12 protein-coding genes are annotated in these 16,707 nt (G+C 62.4%); 1 reads left to right on the forward strand and 11 read right to left on the reverse strand.

Features of this window, described 5'->3' with window-relative positions; genetic code table 11:
* Positions 1 to 42: 42 nt before the first annotated feature.
* From GTP23_RS02770 to GTP23_RS02820, 11 genes are all read right to left on the reverse strand, one after another.
* Positions 43 to 834, reverse strand: a complete 792-nt coding sequence (locus tag GTP23_RS02770; RefSeq protein ID WP_161033756.1) for a PIG-L deacetylase family protein — start codon at positions 832 to 834, stop codon at positions 43 to 45.
* Complete coding sequence (locus GTP23_RS02775) at positions 824 to 1,678, reverse strand: GNAT family N-acetyltransferase (protein WP_161033757.1); 855 nt, start codon at positions 1,676 to 1,678, stop codon at positions 824 to 826. The genes GTP23_RS02770 and GTP23_RS02775 overlap by 11 nt, the downstream gene beginning before the upstream one ends.
* Positions 1,675 to 2,043 (reverse strand): GtrA family protein, encoded by a 369-nt coding sequence (locus GTP23_RS02780; RefSeq protein ID WP_161033758.1) that lies wholly within the window; start codon positions 2,041 to 2,043, stop codon positions 1,675 to 1,677. The genes GTP23_RS02775 and GTP23_RS02780 overlap by 4 nt, the downstream gene beginning before the upstream one ends.
* Positions 2,036 to 3,100, reverse strand: a complete 1,065-nt coding sequence (locus GTP23_RS02785; protein WP_161033759.1) for a glycosyltransferase family 2 protein — start codon at positions 3,098 to 3,100, stop codon at positions 2,036 to 2,038. Before GTP23_RS02785 ends, GTP23_RS02780 begins: the two co-directional genes overlap by 8 nt.
* 17 nt (positions 3,101 to 3,117) lie before the next feature.
* On the reverse strand, positions 3,118 to 7,419 hold the full coding sequence (locus tag GTP23_RS02790; RefSeq protein ID WP_161033760.1) for a glycosyltransferase: 4,302 nt from the start codon (positions 7,417 to 7,419) through the stop codon (positions 3,118 to 3,120).
* A 2-nt stretch (positions 7,420 to 7,421) separates the two neighbouring features.
* Positions 7,422 to 8,723, reverse strand: coding sequence for an FkbM family methyltransferase (locus tag GTP23_RS02795; protein ID WP_161033761.1), 1,302 nt, complete (start codon positions 8,721 to 8,723; stop codon positions 7,422 to 7,424).
* Positions 8,720 to 9,943 (reverse strand): ABC transporter ATP-binding protein, encoded by a 1,224-nt coding sequence (locus GTP23_RS02800; protein ID WP_161033762.1) that lies wholly within the window; start codon positions 9,941 to 9,943, stop codon positions 8,720 to 8,722. The genes GTP23_RS02795 and GTP23_RS02800 overlap by 4 nt, the downstream gene beginning before the upstream one ends.
* Positions 9,943 to 10,740, reverse strand: coding sequence for an ABC transporter permease (locus tag GTP23_RS02805; RefSeq protein WP_308494784.1), 798 nt, complete (start codon positions 10,738 to 10,740; stop codon positions 9,943 to 9,945). The genes GTP23_RS02800 and GTP23_RS02805 overlap by 1 nt, the downstream gene beginning before the upstream one ends.
* Before the next feature lie 180 nt (positions 10,741 to 10,920).
* Entirely contained in the window at positions 10,921 to 11,655 is a 735-nt protein-coding gene (locus tag GTP23_RS02810) for a Crp/Fnr family transcriptional regulator (protein ID WP_161033763.1), read from the reverse strand.
* 42 nt (positions 11,656 to 11,697) lie between these two features.
* Positions 11,698 to 12,930 (reverse strand): bacterial transcriptional activator domain-containing protein, encoded by a 1,233-nt coding sequence (locus tag GTP23_RS02815; RefSeq protein WP_229255898.1) that lies wholly within the window; start codon positions 12,928 to 12,930, stop codon positions 11,698 to 11,700.
* Positions 12,927 to 14,834, reverse strand: a complete 1,908-nt coding sequence (locus tag GTP23_RS02820; protein WP_161033764.1) for a CHASE2 domain-containing protein — start codon at positions 14,832 to 14,834, stop codon at positions 12,927 to 12,929. The genes GTP23_RS02815 and GTP23_RS02820 overlap by 4 nt, the downstream gene beginning before the upstream one ends.
* A 187-nt stretch (positions 14,835 to 15,021) precedes the next feature.
* Here GTP23_RS02820 and GTP23_RS02825 point away from each other — a divergent pair, with 187 nt between their 5' ends.
* Positions 15,022 to 16,386, forward strand: a complete 1,365-nt coding sequence (locus GTP23_RS02825) for a FecR family protein (protein WP_229255899.1) — start codon at positions 15,022 to 15,024, stop codon at positions 16,384 to 16,386.
* The last annotated feature ends 321 nt before the right edge of the window (positions 16,387 to 16,707 follow it).

The following is a 16,707-nucleotide window of genomic DNA, read 5'->3' on the forward strand; positions in this document are numbered from 1 at the left end:
TTCCGGCGGCAGCCAGGGGCAGTAGTGCGCATTGCGGCCGCGCTAGCGGCTGGCGCGCCACTGCGCCAGATCCTGCTGCAACTGTTCCCAGCGGTAGAAACGCCGGTTTTCGTAGTACAGCGCGCCCTGATGGGGGCGCTGCTGCAGGCGCGCCAATGCCACGCCCTGTAACTGCTGCTCGCCGCGCAGCAGGTAGTGCAGCAGGACGAAGGGGAACAGCCCTATCCAGGTGTTGCGCTGGGACGGATACATCAGGCATAGGCGCAGATGCTGCCAGCGCTGGCGCCATGGCAGGCGCTGGCGCGCCACTGCGCCGTTCTGTGCCAGCGGTGACAGCACGCGGAACAGGGGCGCAGGGCAGCCCAGCGCGTTGTACAGCGAATACTGGCGCACGCGTTCCAGCAGGCCATGGCGGGCGGCGATTTCGCAGGCGAGGGCATGCAGCGCATCGTGGTCGTGGTGGCCGCCTTCCCATGCCGTGACGTAGATGCTGTCTATGCTGTCGGCGCCACCGTGCTGTAGCTGGTCCGGCGCCTGCAGCAGCCATTGTTCCAGCCACTGGCCGGCGTCGTGCAGCCGTTGCGGCAGGCTGGCATCGGCTATCGCCAGCTGGTCGCCGGCAAAGCTGACGGCGCTGGCTGCGACTCCCAGCCGCGCCAGCACGGCCAGCGATTCCTGATTGCGTTGCTGCGCCAGAGCGCCCTCACCACGGGTGAAATAGGCGCACTGCACCGCCAGCCCGCGCTGTACGCAGTCGGCGATGGCGGCATACACGCCGTATTCGTCGTCCTGATGGGCGAACAGGAACAGGGCACGCATAGGTTTAATAGGCATCGAAATCCAGGAAGCTGAAACGGAGGCGGGCCGGATCGAGCCGCGCTACCCGCGCCGACAGGGGCTTGAAGATCAGGTTCAGCGGCGAAGGGCGCAGGCGCTGGGGAATGCTGGCATAGTTCCAGTAAGAGCGTTCCGCGTCCGGCACCAGACCGATGAACAGGCGCGCGGGCGAAGTCCAGCCGGCGCTGGCCACCCCGGGCACTTCCGGTGCCTGGTCCAGCGTGGCGATGGCCGGCAGCATGGGACTGAGCGAGGGCGCAAAGAACTGCCAGTGCGCGCCGGCGGCGCGGCGCGTCACGGGATTATTCGGATTGGCGCAGCGCCATGCCAGCGCCGCGGCGCTCCAGTGACGTTCGAACGAAGGCTGGCGCGGGCTGTCCTTGCGCAGCAAGGGGCCCAGCCCCACGCGCGCTTCCAGCGGGCGCACCAGCTGGAAGCCCAGTTTGCGGATGAAGCCCGGCGTGCTGTTGGCATTGGCCACGCCATACACGGCATCGAAGCCCAGCGCAGTGGCGGCGTCGTAGCACATATGGGCCAGCTGGCTGAACAGGCCCTGGCCCTGATAGTCAGGATGGGTGGCGGTGTTCAGCGATAGCAGCACGCGGATCAGCTGTCCTTCGAAGCGGGCCTGTGCGGGCAGGCAGACATAGTGGGCCGCCAGCGTCTCGCCATCCCAGGCGTCGAAGCCGACCACGCGGCCATCCGGATTGGCGCGGTATAGCCATTCCAGATATTCGGTGGTGAAGCGGTCTGCGGCACCGGCGGGGAAGCAGGCGGTAAATAGCGCGCGATAGCGCTCCAGCGCAACAGGGGTGGTCTCGACGTTGGCGAATGTAATCACTTGAATATCCAGTGCTTGCTGAGCAGGAAACCATTAACAGCCACCACAGGCAGCGAAACGATCTTGCCGGCCAGTGGAGGAAAACCGAGGACGATGGCCAGATTGACCAGCGCTACCGTGATCATATAGTTGATTGCCACCACACAGAGAAAACGCAGGAAGCTGGCGCCCGATGTCAGGCGGCCGAACGTCACGCGGGCGTGGAAAGCGTAGTTGAGCAGCAGGCCGGCCAGAAAGCCGCCCGAAGTGGCCAGCAGCGCGCTGCAGCCCTGCCACAGCAGCAGCTGCATCAGGCCGACGTCGAGCGCGGCGCACAGCAGGCCGCCCAGCACGAAGATGGCGAACCGGGGACGGTGCTCAGTCATGCTGCTGGCCTGCATCGCTGTCCTGTCGTGGCGTGCTGTCCGTGTCGGCACTGGCTGGTGCTGTGGCAGTGCGCAGGGCGCGGCGGCGGAACAGCTTGCGCTGTAGCGGCTGGCGCGGCACGCTGGCGATGTCGTAGGCGAGGAAGGCCAGTACCAGCTGCACGCCCATCAGCAGCGGCATTGCGGCCAGCATCACGGTGCCGGCCGGCGTGCCCACGCCGGCACGGGCCGAATCGGCCCAGTGCCAGATGCCGTAACCTAGGCCGGAGAGTATCATCAGCAAGCCCAGTGGCAGTTCGATCGAGGCCAGCGACATATTGCGCAGGTAGTAGTTGTAGAACAGCCGCTTGATGAAGTTGCGCGCATGCTTGGCCATGAACTCGGTGACGATCTTGGAGATTTTCAGGTTGCTCACTTCATCGCCGTACACGGCGTCCATCGGCACATCGGCCACCACGGCGTGCAGCGTATTCAGGCGGAACAGCATGTCCGTCTCGAAGAAATAGCGCTGGCTGATCTTGTCGAAGGGCAGGTGGCGCGCTGCATTGGCGTGGATCGCCGTGTAGCCGTTGGTGGGGTCGAACAGATGCCAGTAGCCGGACGACAGTTTGGTCAGCAGCGACAGCACGGCATTGCCGAACAGGCGTACCGGCGGCATGGCGCCTATCTGTTCCAGATCGTAGAAGCGGTTGCCCTTGGTGTAGTCGGCTTCGCCGGCCAGTATCGGGCCGATGAAGTCGGGGATCAGCGCCGGATCCATCTGGCCATCGCCATCGATCTTGACCATGATGTCCATGCCATCGGCTATGGCGGCCCGATAGCCGGCCATGACGGCGCCGCCCACGCCGCAGTTGACGGCATTTTCCAGCACCACCACGCGCGCATCGCTGCACTGGCTGCGCACGAACTGGCCGGACTGGTCGGGGCAGCGGTCGTCCACCACATAGATGCGTTCGACCTCGGGGCCGATGGCAGCGATCACGTCCAGAATATGGCGCGTGACCTTGTAGCTGGGGATGACGACAGCAATGCGGGCGTTGGCGTTGTGAGGTGACATAGGCGTAGGGATGCTGGCTAGGTGTGGTCCGGATTTGCCGTGTCGGCAAACAGGATGTCGGTCAGGTTGCGGGCGTTGTCGGCCCAGGTGTGCCATGGCATGGCGCTGGAAGGTATGGTCTGGCCGGCAGCCTGCAGGCGCAGCCATTCCTGCACGGCGGCTGCCAGTGCGCTGCCGCTGCTGCCGGTGAAATACTGCGCATGGTCGCCGGCGATTTCGCGGAACACGGGGATGTCGCGCGTCAGCAGCGGCATATCGTGGCGCGCCGCTTCGATCAGCGGCAGGCCGAAGCCTTCGCCTTCGCTAGGGAATAGCAGGCAGGCGCAGTGCCGGTACACCTGTTCCAGATATTCGTCGCTGATGCCCTGCAGCCAGTGCAGGCGCTGGCCCAGTTGCGGATGGTTGCGCAGGCGTGCCATGATGGTCGGTATGGTGCGGCGCTGGTTGTCCGGCAGGCCTTTCCAGCCCTCGCCACCGACGATCACCAGCCGTACATCGACCCCGGCCGCCCACAGCTGTTCGAAGGCGTCCAGCGCCTGCAGATGGCCTTTGCGCGGTTCGATGGTGCCTACCATCAGGAAGCTGGGCACGGAGCGGATATCGGCCAGCACAGCTTGCGCATCATCGGGCAGGCCGGTACTGGGCATGGAGGCGGCAATGTCGGCGCCGTGGTGCAGTACGGCGAACGCCGGTACGCTGCGTTGCGGCGCGTGCTGGCGCAGCCATGCGCGGGTTTCGTCGGCGACGGCGCCGCTGATGCACAGCAGGCGGTCGCTATTGCTGGTGACGGTATGCAGCCATTTTTCGAACACATCGTCGACCCGGCCGGGGAAGAATTCCGGCCGCAGCACGGGCAGCAGATCGTGGATCAGGAAATTCACACTGACGCCGGCCGCACGCCAGCGCTGGTACAGGCCGGTGCGCGCTGCTTCTGTTACGGCACCGGGATAGAAATCGGGGCTGTAGAACACGTCGCCGGCACGCACTTTGACTTCTTCATCGACCACGCCATAGCTGTCGGTGCCGGCCAGCGTGTGCAGGTAGCGTCGTGCGTAGCAGTAGTGCCAGCGGCCGCCTTCATCGCTCAGGTACACGGGCAGTACCTGATAGCGCGTGCTGTGCTGGGCCAGCAGTTCGGCCAGCTGGGCGCGCACCACGCGCTGTATGCCCGTCTTCAGGTCTTCGCGCGCGATCGCCGACACATCGACCAGCAGCTGCGGGGCGATGCCGTCGGCCGCTACGCTGGTGTAGCAGTGGCCATGGACGGTGGCTTCCATCAGTTGCTGGGCGCTCTGCGCCCACGTCAGCCATGGCAGTGCACTCGATGGCGGCGCTTTGCCTGCTGCGTGCAGGGCCAGCCACTGTGCTATGGCGTCGGCCAGTGCCTGCGGCTCCTTGCCCTCGAAGTAGTAGGCGTGCTCGCCCGCCACTTCGCGGAATACGGGTATGCCGCGCGCAATGATGGGCAGCTGGTGCTGGGCCGCTTCGATCAGCGGCAGGCCGAAGCCTTCGCCTTCCGACGGCGCCAGCAGGGCAGCGCAGCCCTGATACAGCTGCTGCAGCATTTGGTCGGATACGCCGGGCAGCCAGAACAGGCGCTGTTCGCGCTGCGGGTGGTCTTCCAGTTTCTTGGCCAGCGCATCGACCAGCCAGCCGTTCTTGCCGACGATGACCAGATTGACGGCCACGCCCTGCTGCCACAGCAGCTCCAGCGCGGCCAGCGTCTGTGCCTGACCCTTGCGCGGCTCCAGCGTGCCGACCAGCAGCAGGGTCGGTGCCGCTTTCAGTGCCGCCAGCACCTTGTCGGCATTGTCAGGCAGACCGGTGCTCGGTGCGCTGGCATCGATGTCGGCGCCCAGATGGAAGTAGCTGAGTTTGAGCGGCGCCTGACGGCGGTTCGGCCGGGCCGCCAGCCAGGCGGCCAGTTCGTCCGAGACGGCGCGCGAGATGGTGACGATGCCATCGGCCGCGTAGGTGATGGTGTCGAGGTAGTCGCTATAGTATTTCTCGGCGCCGTAGACAAAGCATTCGGGCCGCAGTACGGGTAGCAGGTCGTACACCACAAACCACACGGCCACGCCGTGGCGGCGCAGCGCCAGCAGTTGCGGCTCGTTCTGGGTGGTGCTGTTGGAGGCCAGATCGAGACCGAGGAACAGATCACCGGGGCGGGCTTCGATCGGTGCGTCTTCCAGCTGGGGCGACTGCACACCCAGCATGGCCGTGGTGAAGCTGCGCGCATAGCGGTAGCTGCGGTTGCCGCCTTCGCCGTACACGGGTTCGACGCGGTAGCCTGCTGGTGGTGCCTTGATCAGGGCCAGCAGGATGCTGCGCACCACGCGCTGGATGCCGGTCTTGTGATCCACCTGCACCAGCGCCGATATATCCACCAGCAGCTGGCGCGGTGCCATGGCAGGCTGGTTGGCCGCGATGGCACTGGCTGCGGCGATCAGCTGGGCTTCGTCGGCTGCCTTGCCGGGCAGGGCCGTCAAGGCCTCGAGCAGCTGGCGGTAGTGGCTGGCGCTGCTGGTACGGCTAATCTGTTCGATGGCCGCATGGTACTGGCGGCCCACTTCGGCCGGTGCATGGTGCTGCTGTACATGGGCGCGGCCAGCGGCGGCCAGCGCGGCACGTTGTGCCGCGTCCGCATGCAGCCCGGCCAGTGCGGCACTGAGGGCGCTGTCGTCGAACAGGTCGGGCAGCTTGATCAGCACCTGGTCCGGCAGGGTGGCGGCGGCGCCGTGCGCGTTGATGATGGTGGGGACGCCATGCAGCAGGCAGTCCAGCACGGAGGCGGAAGTCTCGCCGCGCGTCTGGGTGCGCAATTGCACGGCGGTGTCGCTGGCGGCCAGATAGTGCTGGTAATCGTCGGCGCTGACAAAGCCGGTAATGCGGATGCTGGCGGCGCAGCTGGCGCTGGCGATGCGGTTTTGTAGTTCGGCGCCATACTGGCCGGCTTCGTTCTCGCCGACGAACACCAGCTGGCAGTTGGCCTGCTGTGCCAGCGGCGAAGCGAGGAATGCGTCGAGCAGGCGGTGATTCAGTTTGGTGGGGCCCAGCATGCCGAAGCTGGTGACGAGGTAGCTGTCCTCGCTGATGCCCAGCTGCTGCCGCGCTGCGGCACGGTTCTGTTGCGGCGTGGCCTGTGCCAGCGCAGCCGGCAGGCCGCGCAGCAGCGGCAGGGTGTGCCACTGCCCGGCATAGCCGGCGCCATACCATTGCTGCGCCAGCGTGCGCGAGAAATCGGAATGGACGATTACGCCGCTGGCCTGATCGAGCACCGCCTTATTCGACGGCATGGCCCAGATGGATGGATTGTGGCCCAGTTCCTTGTGTGCCAGCAGGCCGTTGTGGCCGTGCGAGGCATACAGAGCCTGGAAATACGCCAGCGGCTGTACGCCGTCGCGCTGCATATTGTCGATCACGCCGCTGAGGAAGAAATCGTGCAGCACCACCATGCCCGGATACTGTTCCAGCAGGGGGAACATATACTGGTGCGCGTTGGAGTTGCCGAAATGGTAGAGCCGACGCGCAAAGCTTTCGGCACGGGCGGCAAACTGCGCGGGCGTGAGCAGCGGCAGGCGCTGGCCCAGCGCAGTGGCGGCCACGCCGGCGTGGGCCGCGTCCGAGACCACCAGCGTGATGTCGTAATAGGCTTCCAGTTCGGCGATCAGCTCGACGCTGTAATCGGCGATGCCGGATTTTTCCGGCGGCAGCGGCGAAATATAGGCCAGTGCCGGGCGGCTTATGGCAGTGCTGCTGGCGCCCGCGGGCTGGGCAGATTTTTCAGTGCGCCGCGCCAGTGCCGTCTCCAGCGTGGCCCACAGGGCTGGTGCCGCCTGCTCCGGCTGTTCGTAGACTTCATCGCGCAATACCAGTGCGGCGTCGCGCAGGCATTGCTGCTGGGCTTCCGGCAGTGTCTTTTCCTGCGTGCTGGCGGCCAGCGTGTAGACCATCAGCGCATTCTGCGGTGCGCTGCTGTACAGGGTGTCGTTGAGGGCCAGATCGAACAGGCCCGGTAGCAGGATAACGTCGGGATTCAGGCTGGCGAGAAAACCGTCGCGCACCAGCGGCGCGGCCTGCTGGGACCAGCCGCTGCCGGCCGGGGTGCGGTAGCTGCATAGCTGCACGGGCAGTGCGCTGAAGGCATGGCGCAGCGCATCGATGCTGTCGCTCTGGCGTTCGTCGAGCGCGATGATCAGGCTGTGCGCCTGCGCGCGGCTGGCAGCGCTGCGCGCCATTGCCTGAGCCAGTCCGATGATGGCTTGCGGGTTACGGGCCGCGCCGTTCTGGCAGGCTTGAAGATCGATAACCAGACGCATACTTAGTGTTGTCCCTTGTGTTGTGCGCGGCGCAGGTCGTCGAGCACCTTGCGCGCCGAGAGTGGCAGTTCGCGCTGCAGATGCGGTACGTCCGCAGCGCCGGCGGCGGGGCCTCCACCCTGTTTGATCACGTGCAGGCTGCGGCTGACGATGCGGCTCAGGAAAGGCGAGCGCACGATGATGGGCAGCAGGGCGCGGCGCAGCGCTTCGCGCGTGGTGAGCCAGCGCACGGTGCGGCGGATGGCGCCGCGCACAGCGCGTTTCGCCAGCTTCGGCAGGCTGTTGTCGCCACGGCGCATGATAAAGCGCAGCGGCGCCGTGATGCGCCACGAGCTGCTGGCATATACCGCCAGCAGGCGCTGTTCCAGATCCTTGCCCCAGGCGGCGGTCTGGTGCAGATTGCTTTCCAGTTGGCGCACGCTGGCTTCGGCCTGGCGCAGGTCGGCTTGCAGCTGCAGGGCTTGCAGTGTCAGTTGCTGGGCGCGCTCTTCCAGCCGCGCCGTGGTATCGGCCAGCGTCTGTTCCAGCTGGCTGGCGCGCTGGTCGGCCTTGACGCTGAGTTCCCAGGTGTCTTTCAGCTGCCGGTCCAGCGCTTTGCCGCGCTGCCAGGCCTTATCCAGATGGTGGGTCAGGTAGTCGTCGAACACATTGGGCTGCACTTGCAGCTGTTCGGCCAGTTCGGCATGTTCGTCTGCCACGTAATAGCGGTTCAGGCCATCGAACCAGGCAAAGCGGTACTGGTGCCCGGTGACCAGATGTTCCCACTGCAGGTGGTTGCTGTCGCGGCTATTCGGCATGATGGCTTCCACCACCACGATCCATGGACGGCACAGCGAGAAGTCCATGCCGCGCAGGACATCGGCTTCGAAACCTTCCACATCGACTTTGAGGAAGTGCACCGGACCGCTGACGTGCTGGCGGCAGATCTCCGTCAGTGTCAGCAGCGGCACCGTGTGCTCGACTACGGCATGGCCGTGGGCGCGGTGATTGGCCGCCACTTCGGCATCAGTCGAAGCCCAGCCGTTCACGTCCGGCACATCGAACAGGGTGATGCTGCCGCTGCTGGCGCCGGCCGCCACGTTCAGGTTGATGTCGCGTGGCCGCTGTTCGCGGAACGCGGCGCCATACGAAGGCATGGGTTCGATATTGATGCCGCTCCAGCCCTGGTCGTAAAACGCTTTGGTGACGGAATGCAGTTCGGGATCGTTGGCACCGACGTCGATATAGAAGCCGTTGGGCACATGCTTGAGGGCGCGCCACAGCAGCACGTCCTCGTAGTTCTGGGCGTAGGAAAGGAAGCTCATGACCGGATAATCTCGATAGCGGGATCCAGCCATGCCGATCCCTCAAAATGGGGCCGCTGCATATTCACCACGGTGAATACCAGCGCCAGATCGCGCCATTCGTAGTTGTTGACCAGATGGGTGGCCGTGCTGACGATGGCGGTGGCCACCGAGTAGCTGCCGGCGCCCAGATTGGCGGCGAAAGTGAAATCGTAGGTGACGCGCTGGCCGGCCTGCATGTCTTCCAGTGGCAGTTCCTTGAGGTGGGTGTTGGTGCCATACATGGCCTGGCCCAGCCTGTCCTTGATCATATAGCCGAGCACCATGCGCGGTATCGGTGCATGCACGGCCACGGTCACGCGCAGGGTCACCTGCTGGCCCACGTCGATCACTTCGACCGCTTCACCTGCCTGGTTGAGCAGGGCAATCTCGGCCACCGTGGCTTCGCCCGTGCCGGACGTGACCTGCAGCTTGCCGTCGTCGCGCTGGCTCAGGCGCAGCGTGCTGTTTTCCCGTTCCGCGATCAGGGCGTTGTAGTAATCCATGATCTCTTCCGGTGCACCCTCGCGCGCCAGCTGGCCGCCGTCGAGCAGGATGGCGCGGTCGCACACGGACTGGATGGCCTGCTTGTCATGCGAGACCAGTAGCAGGGTAGTGCCGGCGCGGCGGTACTGGCGGATACGCTCGAAACTCTTATGCTGGAAATAGGTGTCGCCCACTGACAGCGCTTCATCGACGATCAGGATGTCGGGCCGGCGTGCCGTAGCGACGGCGAACGCCACGCGCATCTGCATGCCGCTCGAGTACACGCGCACCGGCTGGTCCATATAGTCGCCGATTTCAGCGAAGGCTTCGATGTCCGGCATCAGGGCGGTGATCTGCTCGACCGACAGGCCGATCAGCTGGCCCGCCATGTAGACGTTCTGGCGTCCCGTGAAATCGGGATGGAAGCCCATGCCCAGTTCCAGCAGCGCTGCCACAGTGCCTTCCATGTAGACGCTGCCCGTGCTGGGCTGGGTGGTGCCGGTAATCAGTTTCAGCAGTGTGCTCTTGCCGGCACCGTTAATGCCGATCAGGCCGACAGCTTCGCCCGGCTGCACCTGGAAGCAGATGTCGCGCAGTATCCACTTCAGACGGTGGCGTGCAGGGCGGAATGGCAGCAGCCATTCCAGCAGCCGTGCCCAGCGGTTGGGATAGAGTTTGTAGGCCTTGCCCAGATTGCTAACGGTTATGCTGCCCATCAGAGTTCATCCACCATTTCACCCGCACGCTTGCGGAACAGTTGCAGGCCCAGCGCGCACAGCAGCAGTGCCAGCACGGCAGCTGGCAGCAGACTGGACCATTGCGGTGCCTGCGCGCTGACGAGGATAGTCTGGTAGGACTGGATCACGGCAGCCATGGGATTCCAGGCCAGCAGGCCACGCACTTCCGGCGGCAGTATGCTGGCCGGATAGACGATGGGGGTGAACCAGAACCAGAACTGGATGAAGATCTGGAAGAACTGGCCCACGTCGCGGAAAAATACGTTCAGCACGCCCAGCACCATGCCCAGTCCGATGGCGAGGGCAACCTGCAGCAGCAGGATGGGCAGGATCAGCACGAAGACGGCACCGGGAAACTGGCCGCTGGCGATCAGGAAGACGCTGAACAGGCCGAAAATGATGGCGAAATTGACCAGCGCATTCAGCACCACGATGACGGGCAGACAGATGCGCGGGAAGCTGATCTTTTTGAGCAGATTGGCCTGCTCGAGAAACATGTTCTGCGCCTTGGACGTGATCTCCGCGAACAGGCCCCAGGTGAGGATGCCGGCGCACAGGTAGATGCTGTAGCCGTACACGCTGGCATTGCCGGGCAGGCGGTTCTGCATCACTTGCGAGAAGATCAGGGTGTACACCAGGATCATGGCCAGCGGACTGAGTACGGTCCAGGCTGCGCCCAGCATGGTGTTACGGTATTTGGACTGGAACTCGCGCTTGACACTGCCGCTGACAAAGCCGCGATAGCGCCACAGGGCGCCGAACATGGCGAGCGCCATTATGCACCCTTCATGGCGAAGTGCGGCGGGATGGACAGGGGCAGGCGCAGGGCTGGCATCATCAGCAGGCAGGGTGCGGAAACGGCACCGCGGGTCAGTTTACAAGTGGGCGATTATACCGCACGGCTTGTTAAGCTAGAAACATGTTACAGCTTGTCACATGCCCGCCGACTAGAGGTTTTATTCGCTCTGGACCAGTTTCTGCAGTTCCTCCGGCTTCTTGATAATCAGCCGGTGCGGTTCCTTCTGGACGATGCCCTGCTGGGTCAGTGCCAGCAGCGCCCGGGTGACGGTTTCGCGGCTGGTATTGATCATATTGGCAATATCCTGATGAGTGGGCAGGTTTTCCACCACGGTGCCGTCAGCATCTTTTTTCTGCATCAGCACGATATAGGAATAGATGCGCTTGGACGTGTTGTTGATACTCAGCAGAGCGCGGAATTCCGAATCGCGCTGGATTTTCTGGGCCAGGTGGCGCAGCATCTGGCGCGCCACGGAAGGCGAGTGGGAGAACAGGTTCATGGCGACGGGGGCGGGCAGGAAGGCTACCAGCACGTCGCTCATGGCTACCACCGAGGCGGAGCGGGTGGAACCGTTGATCAGGGCGATTTCGCCAAAGAAGTCGCCCGGTACCAGCATGCGCAGGCCTATGGCACGGCCATCTTCCGTGATATCGACCACTTGCAGCGAGCCGGACAGCAGGAATAGCAAACCGTCGCCACTGCCGCCCTTGTGCAGCACCACATCGCGCTTGGCGTAGTGGCGAATGCGCAATTCCGGCTTGATAGCCGCCATTTCGTCGGGGGTGAGTTCTGCCAGCAGCGGGATTTTCCGGAGGAAAATCTGGATCTGCGGTTCTTCTCCGGCCGGTGGCGGGGTCACGGTGTTGCTTGCAGGGGCGGTGTTAGACGTCATGTTGCCATTGTAACGTGTTCGTGTCGCCGAGGTAGCACTACGCTACAGACCCTGCCACTGCCAGGTCAGCTGCAACTGCCGGTCGTTGTATTGGAAAATGGAGATGTTTTCCTTGTTACGTACCTGTCGCGCTTCCAGTTGCAATGATTGTGTAGTGCTCAGTGGATATGTGACGGCAGCCCGCCAGACCTGTGTATTCTGATGGCGGATCTGATCGATAAAGCTGGGCGAGTAGGCTTTGCTGCTATCCCAGACCTGCTGGGTATAACTTAGTTCTCCGGTGGTTTCTCCTGCCAGACGATGGCGCCACAATGCGGTGGCCATCCAGCCTTCGCGATTTCCCCCGGGCCGGGCCGATCCGGCGCGGTCAGTCAGTCGCCCCAGAGTCATGCTGGCGCTGTTGTCTTCCAGGCGGTAATTAAACTGGCCTCTGATTTCGGCAGTGTTCGAGTTGAAATTGTCCTGCGTCAGGTATTCGACATGGGTTAAGGCCGTCGTCAGATTAAATTGCATGCTGCCCGGCAGCGGCAATGGTGGCCCCACGCGGGCTTGTACCTGCGTCTGGCGCTGGTATAACTGGTTACCCAGGGTAATCAGACCGACGCTAGCCGCACCATGCAGGGTCCAGCGACCAAAGCGCCATGGCGTATCGAAACCGGCAAACAGAGAAGACGAGTTGTACTGCCCTAATCTGTCATAGCGACGTGACTGCAGTTGTACATAGCCCGACGTACCATTCGGGGTCAGATCGCGCAAATAGTCTGCCGTCAGCAGGGAATACTGATCATGTTTAGGCAAAAAATCGCTGGTTAATGGCAGTTCGACCGGAACGCCCGACGAACTGGCCGTATAACTGCCTATGCTGGATCCCTGATTGACGTTCTGGTCTATGCCGCGCGCCAGGCTGAAGGCCAGCTGGGCATTAGGACGCCAATGGGCACAGCCATTGCTGCGCGCCTCGGTGATGAGCTGCATGATGCCGGGCGAAGGATTGAAGCGGCTGCGGATGACTTCGAACATGCGCTCAGCCTCCTGCTCATGGCCCAGTGCGCACTGTATGAGCGCAAGATCCAGCCAGGCGCCGGCATGCAGGGGCTCGCCTTCTATCACCTGTCGCAGTGTATCGCTGGCATCCGTGTTACGGCCTTCGGCAATAGACTGCAGCGCTTGCCGGTATAGCTGCTGGTTCTGACCAGCTTCTTCCTGCGCCTGCAGCAGGGGCGGATAGAGCAGGACGAACGTGGCAAGCAGCGTGGCGGACAGGGAGGCTCTCAAGCGCCTTGCTCCTGTTGTGACGCGATGCTTTGAACGGACGTTGCTGCTACGGTGGTGCTCATAAGTGTTTCTAAAGTATAAACTGTGGTGGGCTTTTCCTTGCCCCGTAATAAACGTTCACCCAGTGGAATAAAGCGGTGCCGGCGCGCCCGTTCTACTGTACCGGCGCCTACGATCACGTCGTAGGGGTAATCGCGCGCCGCCTGTTCCAGCCGGGATGCTGTGTTCACGCTGTCACCAACGGCAGTATAGATGCTGCGGAAGGTGGTGCCGAAATCCCCAGCCATGGCCAGACCGCTATCGATTCCTATGCGGACACGTAACGGTGGTCGCCCTTTGGCCTGTTGCGCGAGGCTCAGTTGCTGTACGCGCCGCACAATAGCATGGGCAGCGTCTAATGCCAAATCGGCATGTTGTAAATTTGGTAATGGTGCTCCCCAGAAAGCCACCAGTCCATCGCCGGTATACTTATCGAGTGTACCGTGATGCTCAATCACGGGTTCGGTCAGGCATTCGAGAAAATCACGCGTCAGCTTGGCTGCTTCGTCCACCGGAAGGGACTCCACTTGAGTGGTATAGCCTTCCATATCGGCGATCAGGGTAGTGACGTCAAGCTGGCGCGGTGCCAGCGGGTCCAGCAGGTCGCTGCGCAGTAACTCCGTTACGACGGCCGGAGCAACATACTGGCGCAGAGTGTCGAGCAGGTGGCGCGAGCGCTGCTGGGCTAGTTGCCACTGGTAGGGCACGGCAAAAGTCAGCATGAAGAGCAGCGAAGCGAGCGGCGCAGTCGTGGAGAACTCTGCATCGTGCCGGCTGATGACAAAGGCCAGTATCAGCCAGCACAGTGCCCCGGCCGCCAACAATAGAATGTTGCGTGCCGCTGAAAGGCGCGGCAGGCTATAGCCTATCAGCAGTGCCATCAGGGTTGCCCAGGCCAGGGCCATCCAGCGGCCCGGCCAGCGGGCTGGAGTGAGGCCGTCGCGCTGGTCGAGCAGAGTCGATAGCAGGGCGGCCTGCACGCCCAGACCGGGCCGGTTGGCCGCCAGCGGCGTGGTGACGCGGTCCGCCAGCGTCAGCGAGGAGGAGCCGATCAGCACCAGGCGCCCGCTGGCGCTGGCCGGATCGATGCGGCGCTGCAGGATGTCGGCCGCGCTGACCACGGTGTAGGCTGGCCAGTCGCGCTGGTAGGAAATCCGTAGCGCAGCGCTATCGGCACCCGGAAGTACTTTGGAACCTCCGCCACAGCAGTTGATCAAAGCTAGGCTGAGCGCGGGATAGACCTGACCGTTATACTGGCTGAGCAGCGGCGCCCGGCGCAACGTACCGTCGGCATCGGGTACGAAGCCGATGTTGCCGATATGGGCGGCGGTGCTCGCCAGCTGGGCATGGTTGGCCATATAGCCAGTAGCTGGCAAGGCCGGTGTGCTGCTCTGGATGGCGCCACCCAGTACCCCTTTGCGTAGCGGTTCGGGGCGGGTCAGACTGTAGTCCAGGGCCTGGGCCAGCACCAGCGGCCCGTTCTGTGCCAGTAGCGCGAGCCGGGTATCACCCATGGTATCGCCGGCATCGGGCATGAGTATGTCGAGCGCAATCCCGCGCGCACTGTAGTCGGTGAGCAGGATTTCGACCATGTCGGCTATCCTGCCCCGGTTCCAGGGCCAGGGGGCGACGGTGTTGAGGCTGGTTTCGTCGATGTCGACGACCAGCACGCGCGGCTCTTCGGCATTACTTGTCTGTAGCTGAATATAGCGGTCGCGCAGCCATTCATCGGCCAGAAAGCTGCTGCCGGACGGACTGAACCACTCCGCCGCCACTGTGATGATTACGGCCGCCAATGGTAACAACCAGCGTAATTGCCGGCTAAAAGCAGGGTAGGGCGAGCGCGAGGCCGGCAGTGTGGTCATCAGGGAGTTACGGCAGTGTACTATCAGCGAGAGATTGACAGGTTACAACACGCAGCTAAGGGCGGCAAACGCTTTTGCTACAAAGTGTAAAGTTGGCGGCGTAGGGCTGGGCTTTCAGTAGAATGTGACGTTCATCACGGAAATATCCCTTGGAGCGGGGATAATTCTAGTTGTACCAAGGAGAATTATGATGCGTAAATTACTGATACTTGCTAGCAGCCTGCTGCTGGCTCACGCCGCCCATGCCGCCGAGGCAGGGAAAATCATATTCGTCGCCGGTGCAGCCAAGGTTGCTTCCAATGCAGCCGTTCTGAATGCAGCGGTCAACGAAGGTGAAATGCTGAGCACCGGGGCGGACGGCTATATTTATATCAAGACCATCGATAATGGCTTGTTTGTCCTGCGCCCGAATACCCAGGCGCGGATTGCTAGCTATCATATAGATAGTGTTAATCCTGCTAATACCCGTATCAAGCTCGAACTGATCAGCGGCGTGGCGCGTAGCCAGTCCGGTCAGGCCGTTAAGCTGGCGCGGCAGAATTTCCGCTTTAATACGCCGGTCGCTGCGATCGGGGTGCGCGGTACCGACTTCACTGTATTTACTGATAATGAAACTTCGCGTGTTACCGTTCTGTCTGGCGGGATAACCATGAGTGGTTTCGCCAACGGTTGCCGCCCAGAAGGAACGGGCCCATGTGAAGGCGCTGCAGCGCGCGAACTGAGTGCTGCACAAAAGGGGCAGTTGCTGCAATTGCAGCGAGGTCAGGCAACGCCTCAGTTGATGCAGGGTAATACGTCGCTGGCCCCTGATCTGGTGGCGCCGCCGCGGTCTGATGAGCCAGGTAAGCCGGCTAGCGGTTCTGCAGCAGCAGCGACGGAGCCTAGCCTTGACCCCAAGAAAGATCTGACGCTGCAGCAGGAGAAGGCGAATCAGCAGGCTATTGCTCAACAGCCTACAGTTAAGCCGACAGTACCGGATGTGACCGTCAAAACGCCTGAGGTGGTTGCACCAGTCACGCCAGAAGTTCCCGTTGTGCCGCCGGCGCCTCTGAAGGAAGTTAGTTGGGGGCGTTATACCGCCATAGCGAATCAGCCTGCGCCGACGGTGGCGCTTGCTAAGGACGGAGCTGACCGGATTGGTTTTACCGAAGATTTTGTATTGTTCCGCAGCCGTAACGGCAGTAATTTTGCGACCCCAGTGCAGGGTTCGGCCGCGTTCACTCTGGCCAGTAGTGAAGCATATATCCGCAATCTGGATGGCACGGGCAAAGCGCCCGTCAGCCTGCAGAATGGGGTGTTGTCTTTCGAATTTGGCAATTCCAGTTTTGCGACTCAGTTCGATGTTCTAACGCAGAATGCGGAAACCTACAAAATGGCAACTACCGGCAAGGTTGGTAGCGATGGCGTGTTCTCCAGTCTTAGCAATAACTCGCGCAGTAATAATATGTCGGTGACGGGAGCATTGTCGGATATGGCGAACGCAAGCTATATCTTCCAGGGGAGCCCCGACGCCAAGCACGTAGTCAACGGGGTAGCAACCTGGAGAAAGTGATCCAAGTTAAATTCATACCGAGCCCGCCCTCAATATGATGTGAGGGCGGGCTTTTTTCGTTGCTTTTTATTTTTAAAAAGACAATGTCGGGCAAATTTGCGTTATGCTGCCCGATGCTGTTTTGAAATATTTTTTTTGTTGAATGGGCGCCTGGGAAGCGGGGTGTCCATACTTTTGCGTGTCAATTTGATTTATCCGGGGCCATCTACCATAATGGCCGCGCGGTAATTTAATGTCGCAAAAAAGCAAAAAAAGCAGAGGTAATTGAGGTTTGGTGTGACGATCGTCACATTCTTCCCCAGCTATCCTCTGCCATTATTC

It is taken from the genome of Duganella fentianensis (assembly GCF_009857835.1).
GTDB lineage: Bacteria > Pseudomonadota > Gammaproteobacteria > Burkholderiales > Burkholderiaceae_D > Rugamonas > Rugamonas fentianensis.